The organism is Haloarcula amylolytica JCM 13557, from assembly GCF_000336615.1.
Lineage (GTDB): Archaea > Halobacteriota > Halobacteria > Halobacteriales > Haloarculaceae > Haloarcula > Haloarcula amylolytica.
In genome coordinates, this window is sequence record NZ_AOLW01000006.1 from 175,985 (window position 1) to 198,141 (window position 22,157).

21 protein-coding genes are annotated in these 22,157 nt (G+C 66.0%); 15 read left to right on the forward strand and 6 right to left on the reverse strand.

Going from position 1 to position 22,157, the window contains the following annotated elements:
• Positions 1–14: 14 nt before the first annotated feature.
• The 3 genes from C442_RS21990 to serA all read left to right on the forward strand — a co-directional run bounded on the left by C442_RS21990 (position 15) and on the right by serA (position 2,670).
• Positions 15–182 (forward strand): DUF7556 family protein, encoded by a 168-nt coding sequence (locus C442_RS21990; RefSeq protein WP_167320669.1) that lies wholly within the window; start codon positions 15–17, stop codon positions 180–182.
• Between the two features lie 145 nt (positions 183–327).
• Entirely contained in the window at positions 328–969 is a 642-nt protein-coding gene (locus tag C442_RS01195) for an amphi-Trp domain-containing protein (protein WP_008307198.1), read from the forward strand.
• 114 nt (positions 970–1,083) lie between these two features.
• The gene (gene serA / locus C442_RS01200) at positions 1,084–2,670 is read left to right on the forward strand and encodes a phosphoglycerate dehydrogenase (RefSeq protein WP_008307199.1); all 1,587 of its coding nucleotides are present in this window, start codon (positions 1,084–1,086) and stop codon (positions 2,668–2,670) included.
• A 34-nt stretch (positions 2,671–2,704) separates the two neighbouring features.
• Here serA and C442_RS01205 read toward each other — a convergent pair whose 3' ends face one another.
• From C442_RS01205 to C442_RS01225, 5 genes are all read right to left on the reverse strand, one after another.
• Complete coding sequence (locus tag C442_RS01205; RefSeq protein ID WP_008307200.1) at positions 2,705–2,920, reverse strand: hypothetical protein; 216 nt, start codon at positions 2,918–2,920, stop codon at positions 2,705–2,707.
• Positions 2,921–3,012: 92 nt separating this feature from the next.
• A complete protein-coding gene (locus tag C442_RS01210) occupies positions 3,013–7,200 on the reverse strand; it encodes a DNA-directed DNA polymerase II large subunit (protein WP_008307201.1) in 4,188 nt (1,395 codons plus the stop codon).
• A 1-nt stretch (position 7,201) separates the two neighbouring features.
• Entirely contained in the window at positions 7,202–7,624 is a 423-nt protein-coding gene (locus C442_RS01215) for a PPC domain-containing DNA-binding protein (RefSeq protein ID WP_008307202.1), read from the reverse strand.
• Positions 7,625–7,812: 188 nt separating this feature from the next.
• Positions 7,813–8,349, reverse strand: coding sequence for a 2'-5' RNA ligase family protein (locus tag C442_RS01220; protein WP_008307203.1), 537 nt, complete (start codon positions 8,347–8,349; stop codon positions 7,813–7,815).
• A gap of 13 nt (positions 8,350–8,362) precedes the next feature.
• Positions 8,363–8,551 carry a DUF7554 family protein gene (locus C442_RS01225; RefSeq protein ID WP_008307204.1) on the reverse strand — a complete coding sequence of 63 codons (189 nt, stop codon included), beginning with the start codon at positions 8,549–8,551 and terminating at the stop codon, positions 8,363–8,365.
• Between the two features lie 157 nt (positions 8,552–8,708).
• On the opposite strand from C442_RS01225, the gene C442_RS01230 reads away from it, so the two are divergent.
• The 11 genes from C442_RS01230 (at position 8,709) to argF (ending at position 20,219) form a co-directional block, all read left to right on the forward strand.
• Positions 8,709–9,803: a helix-turn-helix transcriptional regulator gene (locus C442_RS01230; protein WP_008307205.1), complete on the forward strand. Its 1,095-nt coding sequence runs from the start codon at positions 8,709–8,711 to the stop codon at positions 9,801–9,803.
• A gap of 137 nt (positions 9,804–9,940) precedes the next feature.
• On the forward strand, positions 9,941–10,729 hold the full coding sequence (locus C442_RS01235) for a hypothetical protein (RefSeq protein ID WP_193363399.1): 789 nt from the start codon (positions 9,941–9,943) through the stop codon (positions 10,727–10,729).
• 401 nt (positions 10,730–11,130) lie between these two features.
• The gene (locus tag C442_RS01240; RefSeq protein ID WP_008307207.1) at positions 11,131–12,393 is read left to right on the forward strand and encodes an argininosuccinate synthase; all 1,263 of its coding nucleotides are present in this window, start codon (positions 11,131–11,133) and stop codon (positions 12,391–12,393) included.
• 4 nt (positions 12,394–12,397) lie between these two features.
• Positions 12,398–13,903 carry an argininosuccinate lyase gene (gene argH / locus C442_RS01245; protein WP_008307208.1) on the forward strand — a complete coding sequence of 502 codons (1,506 nt, stop codon included), beginning with the start codon at positions 12,398–12,400 and terminating at the stop codon, positions 13,901–13,903.
• 165 nt (positions 13,904–14,068) lie between these two features.
• Complete coding sequence (gene lysW / locus C442_RS01250) at positions 14,069–14,233, forward strand: lysine biosynthesis protein LysW (protein WP_004959888.1); 165 nt, start codon at positions 14,069–14,071, stop codon at positions 14,231–14,233.
• An 84-nt stretch (positions 14,234–14,317) separates the two neighbouring features.
• Positions 14,318–15,226 carry a lysine biosynthesis protein LysX gene (gene lysX, locus C442_RS01255; RefSeq protein ID WP_008307209.1) on the forward strand — a complete coding sequence of 303 codons (909 nt, stop codon included), beginning with the start codon at positions 14,318–14,320 and terminating at the stop codon, positions 15,224–15,226.
• A complete protein-coding gene (gene argC, locus C442_RS01260) occupies positions 15,223–16,260 on the forward strand; it encodes an N-acetyl-gamma-glutamyl-phosphate reductase (protein ID WP_008307210.1) in 1,038 nt (345 codons plus the stop codon). Before lysX ends, argC begins: the two co-directional genes overlap by 4 nt.
• A gap of 18 nt (positions 16,261–16,278) precedes the next feature.
• Positions 16,279–17,139: an acetylglutamate/acetylaminoadipate kinase gene (locus C442_RS01265; protein WP_008307211.1), complete on the forward strand. Its 861-nt coding sequence runs from the start codon at positions 16,279–16,281 to the stop codon at positions 17,137–17,139.
• Positions 17,136–18,263, forward strand: a complete 1,128-nt coding sequence (locus tag C442_RS01270) for an aspartate aminotransferase family protein (protein WP_008307212.1) — start codon at positions 17,136–17,138, stop codon at positions 18,261–18,263. The genes C442_RS01265 and C442_RS01270 overlap by 4 nt, the downstream gene beginning before the upstream one ends.
• Positions 18,260–19,321 (forward strand): [LysW]-lysine hydrolase, encoded by a 1,062-nt coding sequence (locus tag C442_RS01275; RefSeq protein ID WP_008307213.1) that lies wholly within the window; start codon positions 18,260–18,262, stop codon positions 19,319–19,321. Before C442_RS01270 ends, C442_RS01275 begins: the two co-directional genes overlap by 4 nt.
• A 1-nt stretch (position 19,322) precedes the next feature.
• Positions 19,323–20,219, forward strand: a complete 897-nt coding sequence (argF, locus tag C442_RS01280; RefSeq protein ID WP_008307214.1) for an ornithine carbamoyltransferase — start codon at positions 19,323–19,325, stop codon at positions 20,217–20,219.
• A gap of 75 nt (positions 20,220–20,294) precedes the next feature.
• On the opposite strand, the gene C442_RS01285 is transcribed toward argF, so the two are convergent.
• Positions 20,295–21,272: an orotate phosphoribosyltransferase gene (locus C442_RS01285; RefSeq protein ID WP_008307215.1), complete on the reverse strand. Its 978-nt coding sequence runs from the start codon at positions 21,270–21,272 to the stop codon at positions 20,295–20,297.
• Between the two features lie 442 nt (positions 21,273–21,714).
• On the opposite strand from C442_RS01285, the gene C442_RS01290 reads away from it, so the two are divergent.
• Positions 21,715–22,104 carry a helix-turn-helix domain-containing protein gene (locus C442_RS01290; protein ID WP_008307216.1) on the forward strand — a complete coding sequence of 130 codons (390 nt, stop codon included), beginning with the start codon at positions 21,715–21,717 and terminating at the stop codon, positions 22,102–22,104.
• Positions 22,105–22,157: the final 53 nt, after the last annotated feature.

Sequence of the window (22,157 nt, forward strand, 5' to 3'; positions counted from 1 at the left end):
ACATATTATCATGCATGGAGTCGGATACTGTCGCTCCGGTTGAGATGGCCGCGGACGGAGACATCATGGCATCCGTCGAAGAGGGTCCAACGGACCAGTTTATCGTCGCTGACGTGACCCGAGACGACGCCTATCTCACAACCCCGCTCGCGGACGCTGCCTCGCTGCCGGCCTGGCGGTAGGGCGGCCCGGCCGAGGCACAGGTTTTCCGGTTAATTAACCCAGTCAACAGCCCCCGGCCGTGCCGTGGACGGGCCTTGGCGCTGGTTCTCGTCCCGGGGACTCGTAGCGAGGTAGTTTAAGGCGCTGTAACACGTTTGTCTATAAATGTCACAGGACGAGTACGAAACTGAACTGACAGGCAGTCGAACGGACATCGCGGCGGCGATACACGGCGTGGCAGACGGCGTGCTCGCAGGTGCTATCCGCCTGGAAGGCGGTGAGGAGGCTCTCACAGTCGACACCCCGGAGTCGCTCTCACTCGAAATCGAACTCGAAACGGACGACAACGATGTGAGCCTGGAACTCGAACTGGAGTGGTCCGCTGCTACTGTGGACTCCACTGAGACCGGGGTGGCCGTGTCACCGGCCGAAGTGTCGACAGGAGTCGCGGCGGCCGATGGACAGTCGGACCCGGACGAGGAGACAGGGATCGACACGGCGGCAGAATCGGGAGTTGATGCGGAGGCGAAACCGGAAGACGGCGCAGCAACGGAAACCGACACCGACAGCCGTTCCGACGCCGCCGCTGTTCCGGCGGCCGCGGCCGACGCGTCGCAGTCGCTCGCCCGGTTCGAGGTGTTCCGCGACAGGCGCGAGGAGTGGCGCTGGCGGCTCCGACACCGAAACGGCAACGTTATGGCGACCAGCGGTGAGGGGTACACCCGCAAACACAACGCCTGGAAGGGCCTGCGCAGTGTGATGGCGAACTCACCGGAAGCGACTGTCGTCGACGAGTCCCTGGAGTAGGGGTGGCGACGCACGTACGCCACATCTGTTCTGTCGGGCAGCCACCAGCACCGACGCCGCTCCGTTCGGACGGAGAAAACAAGCGTTATGCCGCCCCAGTAAGTTCGATTCGGTATGAAGGTACTCGTTACGGACCCTATCGCTGATGCCGGTCTCACGCGGCTCCGTGAGGCGGGCCACGACGTCGAAACAGCCTACGAGGTCGAGGGCGACGCGCTCCTCGACGCGGTGGCCGACGCGAACGCGCTCATCGTCCGCTCGGGCACCGAGGTCACCGAGGAAGTGTTCGCGGCCGCGCCCGACCTCATCATCGTCGGTCGGGCCGGTATCGGCGTGGACAACATCGACATCGACGCCGCGACCGACCACGGCGTCATCGTCGCCAACGCCCCGGAGGGCAACGTCCGCGCCGCCGCGGAACACTCTGTTGCGATGGCGTTTGCCACCGCGCGCTCCATTCCCCAGGCCCACGACCGCCTGAAAAGCGGCGAGTGGGCGAAAGGCGAGTTCCTCGGAACGGAGGTCAACAACAAGACCCTCGGCGTCGTCGGCTTCGGCCGCGTCGGCCAGCAGGTCGCCAAGCGGCTCGGTAGCTTGGGCATGGACATCGTCACCTTCGACCCCTACATCAGCCAGGAGCGCGCCGACCAGTTCGGCGCGGAACTGGTCGATGACCTCGACGACTGTCTCGCCAAGTCCGATTTCATCACCATCCACACGCCGCTGACTCCCGAGACAGAGAACATGATCGGCGAGGAAGAGCTCGCCGAACTCGAAGGCGGCTACGTCGTCAACTGCGCCCGCGGCGGCATCATCGACGAGCCGGCCCTGGCCGAGGCCGTCGAGGACGGCGTCCTAAAGGGCGCAGCGCTCGACGTGTTCGGCGAGGAACCCCTGCCCGATGACAGCCCGCTGCTCGACGTTGAGGACATCATCGTCACGCCCCACCTGGGCGCGTCGACGGAGGCGGCACAGGAGAACGTCGCCACCTCCACGGCCGACCAGATCATCGCCGCGGCCAACGGCCAGCCCGTCGCCAACGCCCTGAACGCGCCGTCGCTGGACGAGGCGACGTTCAAGCAGGTCGGGCCGTACCTCGACCTCGCCGATACTGCCGGTCGCATCGCCGTGCAGTTGTTCGGCGGTCACATGTCCGAAGTGCAGGTCACCTACGCTGGCGACATCGCCGAGGAGGACGTGGAGTACGTCACCGCCAGCGCGCTGAAGGGCGTGTTCGCACCCTCGGATCTGCAGGTCAACGCCGTCAACGCCCCGCAGATCGCCGAGGACCGGGGCATCGACGTGACCGAGTCCAAGACCCGCTCTTCCGAGGACTACCAGAGCCTCATCACCGTCACCGTCTCCGACGGCGAGGAATCCGTCTCCGTCTGTGGGACCCAGTTCGGCGGCGAGGAGCCCCGCATCGTCCGCATCGACGACCACCGCATCGAGGCCGTCCCCCACGGGCACATGCTGGTCGTCCGCAATCGCGACGAGCCCGGCACCATCGGGTACATCGGGACCGTGCTGGGCGAGGCCGACATCAACATCGCCGGGATGTTCAACGGCCGCGAGACCATCGGCGGAGAGGCCCTGTCCGTCTACAACCTCGACGAACAGCCGCCACAGGACATCATCGAGCGACTCAACGGCGACAGCCGCATCATCGAGACGACCTACGTCGAACTCGGCGACGAGTAACACGCGGCGGAATTTTTCGAAAGTCAGTCGCGGGTTATTTGCTGTCGATAAGGCGCTCGTACCGGTCGACGACGGCCTGGCGGTGTTCGCGCTCCTGTTCGAGCGCGGTTTCGAGTGTCGCCACCTGCGAGCGCAACAGCGCGATCTGTATCTGATAGATCGTACTGGGCGTCTGTCGGGCCGATGGTGACGGGGAGCCCGACCGGTCCCCGGAGTCGAACGGCGGCGCTGAATCGCGGGACGAGGCCATACCCGTGACAGGACCGCCACAGGCAAAAACACCCGTCGGACGGCCGTCACGCGCCCGTCTGTCGACCTGATGAATCCGGGTGCTACTGTCGCTCACATGAAGTCCGCGATGCCCGACTGCTTGTTGTGGTCGTTCTCGAACACCGACTCGATTTTCCGTTCCAGTATCTTGAGCCGCTGTTTCGTGTAGTCGCGCGCGCCGAACTCGTCGGCGACGCGGATGGCCGTGTCGATGTACTTGTTGACCGACCCCTCGTGGACGGTGAGGTTGACGCGGCCGCCACACTCTCGGCAGTCGCCGGTCAGGGGCGCGCGGCGGAACGACTCCCCGCAGTCCAGACAGCGAGTCTCTTGCCGGGAGAACGCCCGGAGGTTCCCGATGAGGTCCGGCAGGAAGTGGTACTCGATGATGCGCTCGGCCACGTCGCTCTCGACGACGGCCCGGAGTTTCCGGGAGATCTCAAGCTGGGCGTCCATCTTGTCTTCCATCGACCCGAGCGTCTTGTACGCCGAGAGGTCCGGCCCGGCGGCGATGTTCGCCGTGTCGTGGGTGTGGCGGAACTCGGTGTACTCGCGGTCGGTCCCCAGCGTCTCCTCGGCGATCTTCATCACGTCCTCGACCTCGGTCGGGTCTTTCATCTCGCGGGTGGCCTCGTAAAACTCCCGAGGGTAGGACGCCATGATGTCCATGTTGTGGGCCTCGTCGTCGATCTCGCTGGGGTCGATGCGCGAGGACATCACCAGCGGGGCGTCCATCTGTCCGCCGCGCTGGTTCGGGAGGTAGGACTTCGAGAAGTTCAGCAGACCGTCCATCAGTAGCATCACGCAGTCCTCGTCACCGTCGCACTGGCCGACGTAGGTTCCTTCGACGGCAACGCGGTGCGTGTCGGCGACCGTGAGACAGTAGACGTGGTCCACGTCGCTTTCGACGTACTCGACAGTCTCGACGGTGTCCGTCGGGGCTGCACCGTCGGTGGCTGCCGTCGAGGCCTCGCCGCGTGCCGTCATCGTGGTCGTCTCGCCGCCGTCGTAGGCCGGGAGTTCGTCGCCGGGGGTCAGGTCGCTGGCCGGGACCTCCTCGATCCCATCGGGACCGGCCCGGAGCATCGTGTGGTCGGGCGTGACCCGGAGTGTTCGGTCCCCGACGGAAATCTCGACGAGGTGGTCCGGTGCGGGGTGTTTCGAGACGGCGTCGACGGGCTGGCGACAGGGGCCGTCCTCGCCCAGCGACGACACGGTCACCTCGCCGTCGAGTTCCTGTACGAGCGTGCCGAAGTCGTCTTCCTCGGGGTCGTCCAGCCGGTCTTCGACCAGCTCCTCGATAGGACCGTATTCCCAGCTGCCGCCTTCGTCCTCATACCACAGTCGGGTGTCCGGGTGGAAGCAGTTCCGGCGTTTGGCGGCGTGGAAGTACGGATGCGCGTAGCCGACGGCGGCGGAGGTGAAGCCGACGACGCGGCCGACCGTCGCCGCGCTGGTGTGTGGGGCCATCCCGAACACGAGTTCGCCGACGAGGTCCTCGCGGTCGTCGAACTCGTAGAACCGCTCCAGGCCGTAGTACTGCTCCAGAAGGTCGTCGACGAAGCGGGCGGTCTGGAGCATGTGCTCGGCCGCGCCGTCCGAGAGCACGATGTCCTGGACCTTCAGTTCGACCAGCTGGTCGCCGTGGGTCAGCGGGTCGCCGTGGATGTCCTCCGTATAGCCCAGCCCCCGGAGTCGCTCGGCGGAGACGTCCAGTTCCGAGGCCCGAACCGCCGTCACCGGCAGGTCCGTCATGTCGTAGCGGACGGTGCCGTCCTTGAACGCCGACACGTCGTGTTTCGCCCGGAGGATCCCCTTTTCCATCGGCTCCGGAACCTTCTCCTCGGAGGTGAGCCCCTTGACCGCTTTCAGTTGCTCGAAGGCCGTCTCGCGCTCGCCGACGTTCTGCAGGGCATCGCGGTAGGCCTCTTGCAGGTCGAGCACTTTGTACTGGGTCGGCGAAGCGAGCGTCTCACAGCGCGAACACTCCGCCCGGCCGGACTCGTCGCGCTCGACCTCGGCCTCGCAGTCGGGGCAGACGTACACCGGCTCGGTGGTGCCGCCGCAGTCGACACAGTTCGCCTGGTGGGTCTCGGTCCCGCAGTCGGGACAGCGCCGGCGGGCGATCTCCACCTCGACGCGGCCGGGCGTGTCGCTCATCCCGTCGGCGTGTTTCGTCGCCTTGGCCACGTCACGCTGTGCGCCGCCGGCCTCACCGATGGGGCTGAGCGTGTGGACGGCCGGGGAGAGGTCCCGCCGCTCGGATTTCTCGGGGCGACCCATCCGGTTGCCGATGCGGGTCGGGGCGCGCTCACGGACCTGAAACGGCGCGATCTCGTTGATGGCTTCGATGGCGTTCTGGCCGTCTTCGCGTTCGGCGTCCTCGGCAACCCCGATTGCGTCGAGCGACTCGCTCTCGCCGTAGGTCTTGGCGCGCTCGGAGAGGTCCGCAGGCGTCCAGTCCCGCTCTAACGAGCGGGAGAACCCGAGTGTCCGCACCAGCGGCACCCAGTCGGTGACGGTAATCGTGTCGTCGTCTTGGGTGTGCTCGACGAGGAGGTGTTCCAGCGTCTCCTGGACGGCATCGGTGCGGGGCAGGACGAGCGCGCCGTCGTCGCTGTACGTCTCGCCCGCTGTACCATTCACCTCCGGGTCGGCGTACGCGCCGTCGGCCTGTGCGACCTGTGCATCCTCGACGGCGTCGGCGAGCGCACACACCTGGTCGACGCTCACGTCGTGCCAGAGGTAGGTGTATTTCGGGTGCAACGGGGCGTCGTAGTCGGTCGCCCACTCGATGGCTTCCTCGGCGCTCGGGTCGGCGAGGTCGACGTGGGGCGAGTCCTGCATCGCCTGCACGTCCGCGCCCGCGGCGTCGAGGTCCTGTTCCCACCACTCGACGGTGTAGGAGGCCGGCGCGAGCGGGTGGTTGTTCTCGACGAACTCGCCGTAGTTGACCAGGTACTCGCCCAGGTCGAGTATCTTCTCGACGCCGTTGCGGACTTCCAGCGCCTCCTCGGCGTCGTCGATGCGGCGCACGTCGCCGTTGGCCAGGCGGACTGTTGGCCCCTCGATGGTGTCGACCGGCACGACGCCAGCGGCTTTCCCCGGCCGCTCGGTCTTGATCTGTGTGCCGGTCGCGAGGAAGTCGTCGACGAGATGCATCGTCGCCGGGTGGACGCCCGCGGTCGCGAAGCCGTGGTTGCGCGACCGCCCGTAGCGAAGCCGGAACCCGCCCGCCTTCGACGGGTGGGAGAACACCGGTCGGCCGGCGATGAGGTCCCGGAGGTATTTGTCGGCTGGCTCGACGCGGGGCGGCCCCGACTGCTCGTCAGCGTCGTCCTCGCCGCCGTCGTCCGCTCCCTCGCTCGCGTCGTCTCCACTCGCGTCTTCCGAGCCGTCCGCCTGGTCGGCCTCGTCCTTGCCGATGGTCCCGTCGATGAGATCCTGCAGCCACGGCCAGTCGACCTCGTCTAAGTTCCGGGTGTAGCGCTGGATCTTCGGCGCTTTCAGGGCAATCCCTTCGGCCAGTACCAGACACATCCCGCCACGCGGCGAGTTCGAGTCGACACGTTCGAGGTCGCGATACCCGGACACCTCCTCGTCGCCGGTCGCCTCGCCGTCGAGCATGATGGGCATGTGCTCGGCGATGAACTTCGTCTCCTTCTCCTTGGGCGAGTACTGCAGGCCGGTATCCTTGTCGTAGAGGTCGATCTCCTCGGCGTAGCGGCCGATCTCCTCCTCGCGGGCCTTGTACTGGTCGATGCCCAGCAGCGCGCGGGCGTAGTCGGCGACCAGCACCGACAGCGCTTGCGCGGTCCCGCCGGCGGAGCGGATCGGGCCGGCGTAGTAGACGTTGATGAACTCCGTCCCGTCGTCGTTTTCCAGCAGTTCGACGCGGTCGATGCCCTCTATCGGGGCGGCGACGACACCCTCGGTCAGCAGGGCAACGGCGGTCCGGACCGCCCCCTCGACTTTCCCTTCGCGGCTGTCGTAGTCGCCGACAGTCCCCTCGACGAAGTCCTCGACCAGTTCCAGCGCGGCCTCCTCGCGGGACATCTGCCCCTCCAGCTCTCGAACCCGCTCGGCGACGCCGTCGATGCCGAGGATGTTCTCGACCCGGTCGGCCATGTCGCGCGCGGTCGGGATTTCGACTTCTGGCTTCGGGTCGCCGCCGCGCTCCTTGGCCCGTTCGGCGACGTCGAAGGCGGCTTCGAGCTGGGTTTCCAGCGTCTCGAAGTACTGTTCGTCGGCCTCCCGCATCTTAGATGTTCCAGAGGTCGAGGTCGGTCGGCTCGTCGTGCTCCCGTTCCAGTGCCGTGTCGAACCCGCGGACGTACAGCTCGCCCGCCCAGACTGTGCCGGCGTTCAGGTGGCCGGCAATCGCTTCGCCGTCGGGCCGCGAGAGAACGGCGTGAGTGTGGGCGAACCGCTCCCCGTCCAGCTGCGAGATGTTGCCCATACAGGCGGCGACTTCCAGCGGTTCGTCGAAGGTCAGCGAGTCGTACTCGGTCCGGTCCTGGTCGTAGAACATGAGCTCCGCGTCCTGGACCGCCCCGAGCCCGTAGAAGAAGCCGGCGTCGATGCCCTGTTCGTCCGCGAAGGCCTCGATTTCGCCCCGCCAGTCCGCGCCGTGTGCCAGTCGGCAGACGTACTCGGACGTACTGTCGACTTCCCGGTAATCCATATACGTACTCGATGGCAGGCCGCTCCAAAAGCGTTGCTTTCGGTGCGACCGTTTATATCCGAGGCCGGGATCACCGCCGCCGTGACGTAGCCACGACCCGGCGCGCTCAGCGATTGCGCGGCACACCGCGCCGGGACCGACCCGTGCCGCCTGTTCGCCATTGTGCCGGGACAGACGACCGACCGGCGTTACCCCGGCAGCGACACCCGACTGACCGGCTGGTTCCGGTCAGCGTCGTAGAACGAGAGTTCGTCGACGGTCCACCGGATCGGCTCGATGTCCCGCTCGACCAGCCGAGCGGCCGCGTCGCGGTCCCCGCCGCGGGCGACGGTTACGTGCGGGACGTACTCGTCGCCCTCCATGCCGTCGACGGGATCGAACCGCTCGCAGAGCCGCTCGTGCAGGGCGACAAGCCCCGGGCTCTCGACGGCGAGATACACCACCGGCGATGGACCGGTCACGGCCGTCTCGAACTGCTCGACGCCCGAAATCCGCGCCTCGAACGCCGGCTGGCCGCGAAGCGCCTCACGCCCCTGCGCTTCCAGTCGCGCGTAGGCCGCGTGGTCGCCGCTGCCCAGTCGCTTGGCGACTAACGTGTGCTCGCCCCGACCCCGCCGCTGTGCGAGCGGCAGTTCGGCTGCGAGGTCGGCCGCCAGCGACGTGACTGCCGACGGGAGCGGGACGTTGATGCTGTACACAGTGAGCGGGTCGCTCGCTGCGGGCAAAAAGAGCGCGGTCCTACAGCCGGTCGAGCAGCCACAGGACGATGAGGACGATCAGCACTACGCCGAGTATCGGCTGGAGCGGCCCGAGAAGCCACCCCAATACCCCCAGAATCCCACCGATAATTTCGAGCACTAACCAGACCACAACGAGGACGAGGACAATCTTCAGCAGTGTGTCCACGTCCAGTTTGGCTCTGTCCATGCTCGACAGGACTCCCTCGTGGGGCAAACCCCTTGTGGCTGTGGGAGCTGACCATTCGGGTGCGGCACGGAAGCGGCCTGTGATGCAAGGCCGCTGACTATCAGTTCACACAATCGGCAATAAACGATATACCTGCTGAGGGGATAGCCGCGGTAGGATGGGCCGGAGCGCTGGAACGCTGGTCGTCGTATTCGTCGCGATAGCACTGCTTGTACCGACAGCGACCGGAGTCGGTTTCGGCAGCCTCGGCCAGCAGTCCGTCGACGCGGACGTGGTCGTGATGACGGCGGACGTGAACCCCGATGGAACGGCCGACTGGACGGTCGCCTACCGAATCCGACTAGACGACGATAACGCAACGCAGGCATTCGAGGACCTGCGGGCGGATATTCAGGCCAACCCGTCGGCGTACACGGACCGCTTCGAGAGCCGGATGCAAAGCACCGCTGGGGCCGCGGAGAACGCAACCGGCCGCGAGATGGCTATCGAAAACGTCAGTGTGACCGCGCGCGAGGAGACGTTCGGCCAGACGTACGGCGTCATCACCTATCGGTTCCAGTGGACGAACTTCGCCGGTGTCTCCGGCGACCGCATCGAGATCGGCGACGCGCTCTCGGGGCTGTTTCTGGACAGCGAGACCTCGTTGACCGTGCGCTGGCCGGCGAACTACCAGGCTGACTCCGTCGCGCCACAGGCCGACGAACGGGAGAACGCCTCTGTCACCTGGCGGGGGCAACAGACGTTCGGGGAAAACGAGCCGCGAGTGGTCGTCCGTCCGGGGGACGCCGCTAGCGGGGAGGACGGATCGAACGGACTCCTCATCGGCGGACTCCTCGCGCTGGTTGGCATCGCCGTCGGGGCGTACGCCCTTCGGCGGTACGGCGTGCTCGGCGGCGGTGAGCCGGCCGAACCGCCGGCGTCGATGGTCGAGTCGGATGGTTCCGAAGCGGAGACGGCCGCCGGCACGGACCCCGACGCTGGCGCACCGCCGGCCGAACTCTTGAGCAACGAGGAGCAGGTCCTGCAACTGCTCGAATCGAACGGCGGGCGGCTCAAACAGCAGCAGGTGGCCGGCGAACTCGACTGGACCGACGCCAAGACGAGTCAGGTCATCGGCGGCCTGCGCGACGAAGACAAGGTCGAGACGTTCCGTATCGGCCGGGAGAACGTGGTGACGCTGCCGGACACCGACGTGACTGGTGGGGACGGTGACGGGAGCGACGGAGCCGACAGCGGCGGCGAAACACAGTAATAAAGGTACCGACAGTTCACCCGAACCTATCACTTGATACGGTCGCAGTACTGCGGTTTTAATTCGGCTTAATCGGCGCTAACCCGGCATCATTGACTCCTGTTTATAGGGTGTTCGGTGGTCAAGTAACGGCTATAATGAGACGAGCCACTCCGGTATTGCTGGCAGTCGTGCTCGTGGTGAGCACGCTCGCCGCGGTGCCCGCCGCGACGATGGCACAGGAGACTGAAACGATGACCGAACAGGCCGACGAGAACGCGACGGCCCCCGGCGCACAGCTGGCGGGCGTCGTCAGCGTGCAGGAAGCTGAACTTGACGGTGAGGTCCAGTCACGGACGTTCGGGATCCGCATCGCGCAGGCGAACACTGACGACGCGAAGGCGTCTGTCGTCGCCGACCAACTGAACGACTCCGAGGAACGACTCGCGGAGCTGGAACAGCGAAAGCAGGCGCTCGCCGAGGCCCGCGAGAACGGCTCGATGAGGGAGGGCGAGTACCGGGCGAAGGCTGCACAGCTCCACGCCGAAACGAAGAACGTTCAGCGACTGGCTAACGAAACGAACGAAACCGCCAGCCAGCTCCCCGCCGGAGCCCTGGATAGGCAGGGCGTCGACGCGGCGGCAATCAAGACCCTCTCACAGCGCGCGAGCGAACTGAGTGGTCCGGAAGTCGCCGCTATCGCACAGGGTATCGCCGGGCCGAACGTCGGACAGCAGGCTCGACCTGACGCTGCCGGCGACCGCGGCGGCGATGCGGTGAACCGCTCCGAGGCAGACGACCGTCCCGGGGTCGAGCGGGAACGAACTCAGGCAGGTGAACGGACAGACGATATCGATGCCACGCCGGCCAACGAGACGGCCACCGATGGCGGTGAAACCGAGCCGCCGACCGACGTCGGGTCCGACACTGTCGACGCTGGCCAATAGCACAAAAGAAGGCGAAGATACTGTTTAACGCTCGTCACACAGCGGTCTGCGTGCCGCTACTGGCCGCTACGGGCGATGCGATGGCTACTGTGTCCATGTGTCTGGGGACCATACACACGCCACTACTAACACGGAAACTATTAGTACTCGAATCACACAGCAGGTAGTACATGACGCGGACCTCTCGCTCCACGATGCTCGCTGCGGACAGCGAGGGGTCCCTCCGTTTCTCCCCACGACGACGACGACCGGGCCGTTTCTAGGCCCACTACTACTTACTCTTCACTCGACAGGTTCGTTTCGTCGCTAGACGCCGTCGTCGTCGGTTCGATGGGATACTCGATCTGTTGTTCGATCGAGAAACCGACAGGCACACCACGGAACCAATTCAGAACACATCCATGCCAGAAGGAAACGGAACCGTCGCGCTCGCCTTCTCGGGCGGGCTCGACACGACAGTCTGCGTATCGCTGCTGAAAGAAGAGTACGGCTACGACGAGGTCATCGGCGTCACCGTCGATGTCGGCCAGCCCGACTACGAGTTCGAGGAGGCCGAGGAGACCGCCGAGGCGCTGGGCGTCGAACAGCACGTCGTCGACGCGACCGAGGAGTTCGCGGACCTCTGTATGGAGGCCGTCAAAGCCAACGCCGACTACCAGGGCTACCCGCTCGGGACTGCCCTCGCGCGCCCGGTCATCGCCAAGGCCATTCTCTCGGTCGCTGAAGAAGAGGGCTGTTCGGCCGTTGCCCACGGCTGTACCGGCAAGGGCAACGACCAACTCCGCTTCGAGGCCGTCTGGCGTGACTCCGACCTGGATGTTATCGCGCCGGTGCGCGAACTCGGACTCACCCGCGAGTGGGAAAACGAGTACGCCGCGGAGAAGGGCCTGCCCGTTGAGGGCGGCGACGGCGGCCGCTACTCCATCGACACGAACCTCTGGAGCCGCTCCATCGAGGGCTCCGAACTCGAAGACCCAAGCACTATCCCGTCGGACGACATCTACAAGTGGACCGACAACCCCTCCGACAAGGACGCCGAACTCGTCGAGGTCGCGTTCGAGGACGGCATCCCGGTCGCCGTCGACGGCGAGGAACTCGGCGGCGTCGAACTCATCGAGCAACTCAACGCGCAGGCGGGCGCCCACGGCATCGGCCGTACGGACATGATGGAAGACCGCATGCTCGGGCTCAAGGTCCGCGAAAACTACGAACACCCCGCGGCCACCGTCCTGCTGACGGCCCACGAGGCGCTCGAGGGGCTCGTCCTCACGCAGGAGGAACGCCAGTTCAAGGCCCAGGTCGACCAGGAGTGGTCTCAGAAGGCCTACCAGGGCCTCGTCGACGCGCCGCTGACGGGCGCGCTCGAGGCGTTCATCGACGACACCAACGAGCGCGTCACCGGGACCGTCACGGTGAAACTCGAAGGCGGGCACTGCCGCGCCGTTTCGCGTGAATCCGACTACGCCGTCTACAGCGAGTCGGCGGCCTCGTTCAACGAGGAGGACGTCTCCGGCGGTATCACCCAGCAGGACGCGACCGGCGTCGCGAAGTACCACGGTTTCCAGTCCCGTCTCGCGAACAAGATTCTGAACGATGCGAAGAAAGGGGCCGCCGTGACGGACGGCAGCGGCGACCACGCCGCGAGCGAGGCCACGGAGGAGTAAGCGAATGAGCGACGGCGAGGACCACGAGACGGGAGACGCGAGCGCCGACTCCGGCGGTGAGGCGGTCGTCCGCCGCGACCGCTTCGCGGGCGGGCCCGCCCGGTCGTTCCTCTCCTCGCTGTCAGACGACGAGCGCATCTTCGCGGCCGACCTGGCCGTCGACCGCGCCCACGTCGTGATGCTGGCCGAACAGGATATCATCGACCGCGAGACGGCCGGCGAGGTACTGGCCGCGCTGGCGGATGTGGAGGACGCGGGCCACGAGGCGCTGCCCGACGGCGAGGACGTGCACGAGGCGATAGAGAGCGCGGTCATCGAGCGCGTCGGTCCCGACGGCGGGAAGATGCACACCGCCCGCTCGCGCAACGACGAGGTGGCGGCCTGCATCCGCTACCGGCTGCGTGCGGACGTTCTGGACCTCGTCGAAACTGTCGTCGGGGCCCGCGAGCAACTCATCGAAGTGGCTCGCGCCGAGCGCGAGACGGTGATGCCGGGATACACGCATCTCCAGCCCGCCCAGCCGACGACGGTCGCCCACTGGGTACTGTCCTACGAGCAGGCGCTGCAGCGCGACACCGCACGTCTGCTCGATGCCTACGAGCGGGTCAATCAGAACCCGCTTGGGTCGGCCGCGTTCGCCGGGACGCCCTTCGATGTGGACCGCGAGCGCACCGCGGAACTGCTCGGATTCGACTCGGTGGCGGAGAACTCGATGGACGCCTCGGCGACACGCGATTTCCTCGTCGAGGCCACCAGCGCCGTCGCGACGCTGGCGACGAATCTGTCAGGGCTGGCTGAGGACGTGGTCGTGATGGCGAGCAAGGGCCACGTTGACCTCGACGACGACTACGCCTCGACGTCGTCGATTATGCCCCAGAAGAAGAACCCCGACACGCTGGAACTGGTCCGCGGTCGCACGGGCGACGCCGTCGCCGGGCTGAACGGCCTGCTGACCAATCTGAAGGGCCAGCCCCGGGCGTACAACCGCGACCTCCAGCGCGCCGGTCGCCACGCCTGGGACGCCATCGACAGCGTCACCGAGAGCACCGCGGTCGCCGCCGGCGCGGTCGCGACCGCCGACTGGCCCGCCGAACGGCTCGAAGCCGCGGCGGCCGACGGGTTCGCGACGGCGACCGGCGTGGCCGACCTGCTGGCGATGGCCGGCGTGCCGTTCCGGACGGCCCACGAGGTCGTCGCCGAGGCCGCCGCGCAGCTGGGTCCCGAGGAAGACGCGCCCGAGTACGAGGCGCTGTCGGCCGTCGCCGAAGACGTGCTTGGCGAACCCCTGTCAGCCTACGTCGACCGCGAGGCGCTTTCGGCCGCACTCGACCCGACCGAAAGTGTCGCGATGCGGGACTCTCGCGGCGGCCCGGCCCCCGACGCTGTTGCCGAGCAGGTGTCGGTAGCAGCGGACGCTCTCGCCGCTGACCGCGAGGTACTGGCTGACCGCCGGCAGGCTGTTTCACAGGCGGCTGACCGCCGCCAGACGGAGGTGGACCGGTATGTTTGAGCGACCACCGTCCCCTCGTGGGACAATTATACCATAATTCTGATATACGATTCAGAAACGTAGTGGATTCGGGCCTTTCACACCATTAGAGTGCTGTCTGTGTAGTAAATTTATTCTGATATGTTCGAAGGCTTTAAGTGGATCCCTGTCACAGGATGAACTACAATGGCAGAATGCATCGAGTGCGGGGCGGACGTGTCCCTGCACGACAACCTCGAAGTCGGAGAGATCGTTGACTGTGCCACCTGCGGTGCCGAACTCGAAGTCGTCGGCGCCGACCCCGTCGAGCTCGACAGCGCACCCGAGCTCGAAGAGGACTGGGGTGAGTGAGGTGTTCGCGGTGGCGCGGCGCTCGACGCCGTACGTGACCGTGGCGCTCGACGCCGCGAGCCGCGAACCCACGGAGGACTCAGTATGAAAGTCGGACTCCTCTACTCGCGCATCCGCCGGGACGAGAAGCTCCTGCTGTCGGAACTGCGCGAGCGCGACCACGAGATCGAGAAGATAGACGTTCGCAAACAGCAGTTCAACATCCACGAAGCCCCCGAGGCCTTCGAAGATTTGGACATCGTCGTCGACCGCTGTCTGGCGACCAGCCGCAGCGTGTACGCGACGAAGTTCGCGAAGGCCTACGGCGTCCCCGTGGTCAACGGGCCAGAGGTCGCCGACACCTGCGCGGACAAGGTCAACAACAGCCTCGCGCTGGAAGCGGCGGGCGTGCCGACGCCCAACACCGACGTGGCGTTCACAAAGGACGCGGCGCTGGAATCCATCGAGAAGTTCGGCTACCCCTGCGTCCTGAAGCCCGTCGTCGGCTCCTGGGGTCGCCTGATGGCGAAGATCGACTCCCGCTCGGCCGCCGAGGCCATCCTCGAACACAAGGAGACGCTCGGCCACTACGAGCACAAGATCTTCTACGTCCAGGAGTTCGTCGACAAGCCCGGTCGCGACATGCGCGTCCTGGCCGTCGACGGAGAACCCATCGCGGCGATGGTTCGCTCCTCGGACCACTGGCTCACGAACGCCGCGAAGGGCGCGGAGACCAACGAGTTCGAACTGGACGACCGCGCACTGGAACTGGTCGAGAAGGCCTCCGACGCGGTCGGCGGCGGACTGCTCGGTATCGACCTGATGGAAGTCGGGGTGTCGCAAAGCGACACCCAGGACGCGCGCGAGTTCGAGGACTACACCGTCCACGAGGTCAACCACACCGTCGAGTTCAAGGCGCTGAACGAGGTCACCGACGTGGACGTGCCCGCGAAGGTCGTCGACTGGCTCGAACAGAAGGCGGCGACGGAAGCCGACGCCGAGGTGACAGCATGACGTACACGGCGAGTGTCGTCGGCGGCTCCGGCTTCACCGGCGGGGAACTGCTTCGCATCCTCGATGGCCACCCCGAGTTCGAACTGGCCCAGGCCACCAGCCGCTCGAAGGAGAACAAGACCATCGGGCACTCCCATCCGAACCTCCGGCACTCGGACCTGCGCTTTTCCTCGCCGGCGGACCTGGAGTCGGTCGACGTGCTGTTCGCCGCGACGCCCCACGGCGTCTCGATGGAGCAGATCGATGCCTTCCAGGAGGCCGCCGGCACGGTCGTCGACCTCTCGGCGGACTTCCGACTCGATTCGGAGGCCCAGTACGACGAGTGGTACGACGGGCACACGCGCCCGGAACTGCTTGACCAGAGCGAGTACGCCCTGCCGGAACTCAACCGCGACAATCTCGAAGGGGCCGACCTCATCGCCTCCGGCGGCTGTAACGCCACGGCGACGATTCTGGGCCTGCTCCCGCTGTTCGAGGCCGACATCCTTTCCGGCGACGAGCAGGTCGTCGTCGACGTGAAAGTCGGCTCCAGCGAGGGCGGGGCCGGCGGCGGCGAGGCATCCTCGCATCCGGAGCGCTCGGGCGTCGTCCGCCCGTACGCGCCCACGGGCCACCGCCACGAGGCCGAGATTCAGCAGTTCCTCGGTCTCGACGTGTCTTTCACCGTCCACGCGGTGGACATGATCCGCGGCGCGAGCGCGACCTGCCACGTCTTTCCGGAGGGCCCGGTTTCGAAGGGCGACCTCTGGGGGGCCTACCGCGGCGAGTACGAGGACGAACCGTTCGTCGAACTCGTCGCCGGCGGCGGTGGCGTCTACCGCTACCCTGAGCCCAAGTCGGTCGCGGGGACGAACCGCGCCGAGGTCGGCTTCGAACTCGACCCCGGCAACAAGCGACTGGTCGTGTTCTCGGCTATCGACAACATGATGAAGGGATCGGCGGGCCAGGCGGTCCACGCGGCCAACGTCGCCCTCGGCATCGAAGAGACGGCGGGCCTGGAGTTCCAGGGGCTCCACCCCGTCGGCGCACCGTAACTCCTGGAGGTTGTTTTTATGACAGTAGTTATCAAAGTCGGAGGCGCTCGCGCGGTCGACCCCGCGGGGGCGCTTGCGGACGTGGCATCGTTAGTGGCCGATGGTGAGCGCGTCGTCGTGGTACACGGTGGCTCCACCAAAGTCGACGAGACGCTCGAACGGCTCGGCGTCGAGCCCGAATACGTCGAGACGCCGTCGGGCGTCGTCGGCCGGTTCACCGACGAGACCACGATGGAGGTGTTCGAGATGGCCTTCGGCCACCTGAACACCCAGCTCGTCGCCGGCCTCCAGAGCGAGGGCGTCGACGCGGTCGGACTCTCCGGCGTCGACGGCAAACTGCTCTACGGACCACGGAAGTCCGCAGTGCGGGTCGTCGAGGACGGCAAGAAGAAGATTCGTCGTGGCGACCACTCGGGGACCATCAAGCAGGTCAACGGCGACCTGCTGGAGACGCTGCTCGACGACGGGTACACGCCGGTCGCTGCACCACCCATGGCGGGAGATGACGACGGCGAAGTGATTCCCGTCAACACCGACGCCGACCGCTCGGCCGCGGCGATTGCCGGCGAACTCGACGCGCAGTTGGTGCTGTTGACCGACGTGGAGGGCGTCTACGCGGACCCAGATGACCCGTCGACGCTCATCAAGTCGGTCGAGACGGCAAGCGACTGGGCCGCCCTCGAAGCCGCTGCTGAGGGGTTCATGGGCCGTAAAATCATGGCCGCCGAGGAGGCGCTCGACGGCGGCGCACCCGAGGTCGTGGTGGCCGACGCCAACGCCGACGAGCCGATTCTGTCGGCGCTCGACGGCGACGGGACCCACGTCCACGCGAGCGCACTCGAACAGGACACAGACCAGACAGCGACGGAGGAACAATGAGCGGATTCGTCTTCAACGAGAAACCCATCCAGATCGAACGTGGCGACGGTGCCTACGTATACGACGACGGCGGCACAGAGTATCTAGACATGGGCGCGTCCTACGCCTGTGTCCCGCTTGGCCACGGCCATCCGGCGGTCCAGAGCGCCGTCAGCGAGCAGCTAGAGAAGATCACGTACGTCCAGGCGTCGTATCCGAACGCCGAGCGGACGGCGCTGTACGACCTGCTCGCCGACACCGCACCGGACCCCATCGACAAGACCTGGCTCTGTAACTCCGGGACCGAGGCCAACGAGGCCGCGCTGAAGTTCGCCCGGTCGGCGACGGGGGACTCGAAAATCGTCGCGACGATGCAGGGCTTCCACGGCCGGACGATGGGCGCGCTGGCGACGACGTGGAAGAACAAGTACAAGAAGCCCTACGAGCCGCTCATCGGCGACGTGGAGTTCGTCCCCTACGACGACAGCGAGGCGCTGGACGAGGCCGTCGATGAGGACACGGCCGCGTTCATCGTCGAACCGGTCCAGGGCGAGGGCGGCATCAACCCGGCCTCGGACGGCTATCTCGAAGCCGCACGGGAGATCACCGAGGACGCCGGGGCCGCACTCATTTTCGACGAGGTCCAGACCGGGATGGGCCGGACCGGTGCGCTGTGGAACTCACAGCGTGCCGCCGTCGCGCCGGACATGATAACCGCGGCGAAGGGGCTGGGCAACGGCCTCCCCGTCGGCGCGACGCTGTGTCGGGACTGGATCGCCGAGAACTACGGCTCCCACGCCTCGACGTTCTCCGGCGGGCCGGTCATCTCGGCGGCCGCCGGCGCGACCGTTTCGACCGTCATCGACGACGAGGTTCCCGCAAACGCCGCCGCGATGGGCGACTACCTCCTGACCGAACTGGAGGCTGCCATCGGCGACGAGGTGCGGGACATCCGCGGCGAGGGCCTGATGATCGGCGTCGAGGTCGGCCGCGGCGCGAACGCGGCGCTGAAGGAACTCGCACTGAACCATCAGGTGCTCGCGCTGCCGGCCGGCCGCACGGTCGTCCGCCTGCTTCCGCCGTTGACCATCGACGAGTCCCACGCCGACGCCGTCGTCGACGCGATGGCGGAGGTGGTGGAATGAGCGAAGCCGCGAGCCGCGAGGCCGACACGGAGGCCCGCGACCTCCTCGAAGCGGTCGTCCGCACCCCGTCGGTCTCGCGGAACGAGACAGAGGCGGCCGAACGACTGGCGGAGTTCTTCGAGGCCCACGACCGCGAGGTGTATCTCGACGAGGTCGGCAACGTCCGCGCGCCAGCCGACGACGGCGTCCTCCTCACCTCCCACATCGACACCGTCCCGGGTGACATTCCGGTCCGCGTCGAGGAGACCGAGGACGGCGACGTGCTGTGGGGTCGCGGCAGCGTCGACGCGAAGGGCCCGCTGTGCGCGATGGCCGTGGCCGCCGTCCGCACGGGGGCCTCCTTCGTCGGCGTCGTCGGCGAGGAGGTCGACTCCCGCGGCGCGCGCCACCTCGTCGAGGACCGCGACGAGGCCCCAGACGCCGTCGTCAACGGCGAACCCTCCGGCTGGGAGGGCATCACGCTGGGCTACCGCGGCCTGCTGGCCGGAACGTACGTCGCGACGAGCGAGTCCGGCCACTCCTCGCGCCCGGAGAACAACGCCATTCAGGACGCCATCGACTGGTGGTCGGCGGTCGACGACGAGTTCGAGACGGACGAGTGGCACCCGGTCTTCGAACGGGTCACCTGCAAGCCCGTCGACTTCAAGGGCGGCACGTCCAGCGACGGACTGAGCGTCGAAGCGACGATGGACGTGCAACTTCGGGTCCCGCCGGAGTACAGCACTGACGAGATCCGGGAAATCGCAGACGGGTTCCTGGAGAACGGCACGGTCAACTGGGACGACAGGGTCGAACCGGTGATGCAGAGCCCCCGGACCAGCGCCGCCCGGGCGTTCCGGGCCGCGATTCGGCAGGCGGGCGGCGAGCCCACGTTGCTTCGCAAGACCGGCACCAGCGACATGAACGTCTACGCGAAGGTGTGGGACTGTCCGATGGTGACCTACGGGCCCGGCGACTCGGACCTCGATCACGCACCGAACGAGCACCTTCCGCTCGACGAGTACGACCGCTCCGTCGCGGTGCTCGAAACCGCGACCGAACGCCTGCTGGAGGACTGACATGGACATACTCGACGTCGACGACCTCACGACCGACGAACTGGCGACCGTCCTCGACCGCGCCGCGGCCATCAAGGCCGACCACGGCGGGGGGAGCCCGAGCGACCTGCTGGATCAGCAGACGCTCGGCATGATATTCGAGAAGCCGTCGACACGAACCCGGGTCTCCTTCGAGACGGGGATGACGCAACTGGGCGGCCACGCCGTGTTCCTCGGCCCCGACGACATCCACCTGGGCCACGGCGAACCGGTCAAGGACACCGCCCGCGCGCTCGGGCGCTACGTCGATTTCATCATGGCGCGCGTGTTCGACCACGCCGATGCCGAGGAACTGGCCGAATACGCCGAGGTCCCGGTCATCAACGGGCTGACCGACGATGCCCACCCCTGCCAGACACTCGCCGACCTGTTGACCATTCGCGAGCAGTTCGGCGACTTCGAGGACGTGTCCGTGGCGTGGGTCGGCGACGGCAACAACGTCTGCCAGTCGTTCGTCATCGGCGCGGCGATGGTCGGTCTCGACCTCACCGTCGCCACGCCGAAGGGCTACGGCATTTCCGACGACGTGGCCGACCGCGCCGCCGCCTTCGGCAACGCGCCCGAAACGACTCACGACCCCGACGCTGCTGTGGCTGACGCCGACGTGGTGTACTCCGACGTGTGGGTCAGCATGGGGCAGGAGGACCAGCGCGGCCGGAAACTCGAAGACTTCGAGGGGTTCCAGATCACGACGGACCTGCTGGAAGACCGGCCGTTCATGCACTGCCTGCCCGCCCACCGCGGCGAGGAGGTCACCGACGACGCCATCGAGTCGGACAACGCCATCGTCTGGGCGCAGGCGGAGAACCGCCTGCATGCGCAGAAAGGGCTGCTCGTGTGGCTGTCTGAGCAGGCGTAGACCGTTCCGAGCGGAGCGAGGGGCGGCGTTTTCCCACCGAAAGACTCGTTTCGCTCCGCTCAGCAAAAACGTGGCCTAGAGAAACACCGACGAGGCCCGCTTGACGAAGTCCACTGGGTCTGACCTGAGCTGATCGACGTACCTGAGCGGGTCGGACTTGACGGCTTCGATGGACATCCGACCGTTTCTGGCGACGCGGGTCAGATACCCCTGCTGGAGCATTCGGTTTTGCTCCTTGCTGTAGACTGGTTTGTTCGTCTGCATAGCGATCGTTCGGGCCTGGGAGTGTGAGCTCTCGATGAACAGCTTGGCGTCCGAAGATCCGTACACCTCGGCCTTGTACTCGCCGTGGTTGCCCGCGGCGACCCGCGTAGCCTTGTCCGGGTACTGCATCATCACCAGTTCGTCGTACTCGATTCCGTGCTCGTCGAGCCAGGCGGCGGTCTCGCTGCGATACTTCTCCAGTCGGCAGGTGACGATCTGCCCGATTTCCACCGAGGGAACACAGATCGGGTCGACAGTCGAGATAAACTCCCGGTATTTCGGCCCGTCGTCGTTCTCTTCGGGCGTCGGATCGCGACAGAGGATGCCGTCAAGGTCGACGCAGGAATCCACGAGGAAGTCGTGGTGCATCATGTTCCACTCGAATACCCTCGGGAACGGTAGGGTCTGGGCGTAGGTATCGACGAACCGCTCGGAACCCTCGTCCACGTACACAGCGCCGTAGTACACGTCCGCGGACAGATCAAACCCGTCAATGGTCGACTGCGCATCGGTCATTTCGCTCCCGGTGTAGACGGTGTCGTCGACGACCAGTATCGTCGAGAACTCCGAGAGGTCGAACTCACCGTCGTACCGTTCCCCCGTCTGTAGGAGTCTGCCCTCCCGCAACCCGTCGATATCCGTCATCGGGAGATTGAGATGCAGCGAAAGTAAGTTTGACACTAGCATCCCGCTTCTCGGTATTCCGACGATCAGATCCAGGTCGTTTGGTAGATCGACGATCCACTCCTGCGTATCAGCACTGAGGTGGTCGAAACTCCTGTAGTTCATTGGTTTCTGGGATCGGGAAGTATTAGCATCCTCGTCGTAGCTCGGACACCACGAGGAGAAATGCGCTTACTTCTTTTAAAGTGACATTAGCCGGTGAGTATTAATGCTTTTGATATGTACTTCGACGAGACATTCTTATGCGGATATAGGTGATCTGTGGCAGCTCTGGTTCGTATGAGGACAATTTCCACCCGAAACAGCACCCTTTTCGATGTATTCGGCATTGTTTCACACAGTACTAGTTACTATTGGAATCCTGCTAGCTGGTCCCTCTAGCTGAAACAGTAACTATCCCTATATATTCGACAACTGTTCACAGGGGTCTGTTTCCCGAGCCGCTGCCGACAGCTCGGAACCGGATGGAAGCGGACAGCGACGATTCCGTCGCGGTGAGGTTGAGGTAACGACCCAGTTTATCCGGGTTGGAATAATACAGAGGGGTATGTCTGTCAACCCCTCTCCGGACCAGTTCCACGAGCTGATGGTCGACGACGAACCGAACCTCTCGGACGTGATGGCCTGTGTTTTCGGCGTTCAGGAACACGAAGTACGGACGTACCAGACATTGCTTGAGACTCCTGCAAGCACCGTCGAGGAACTCGCTGACGAACTCGGTCGGGACCGCTCGAACGTTAACCGGTCGCTGTCGACGCTCCGGGAGAAGGGGCTCGCGACGCGGAAACGACGGTTGCTCGACGGCGGCGGCCACGTCTACCAGTACGCCGCGACACCGCTGTCGGAGGCCCGTGAACTGATGCACGAGACCCTCGACGAGTGGACTGCCGCGGTCCACCACCGCATCGACGAGTTCGACGCCAGCCCCAGCGAGTGACAGCCTCCGTGCCGTGAGTGCCGGTGGTATGGCCGACAACCGTCCGACTTTTG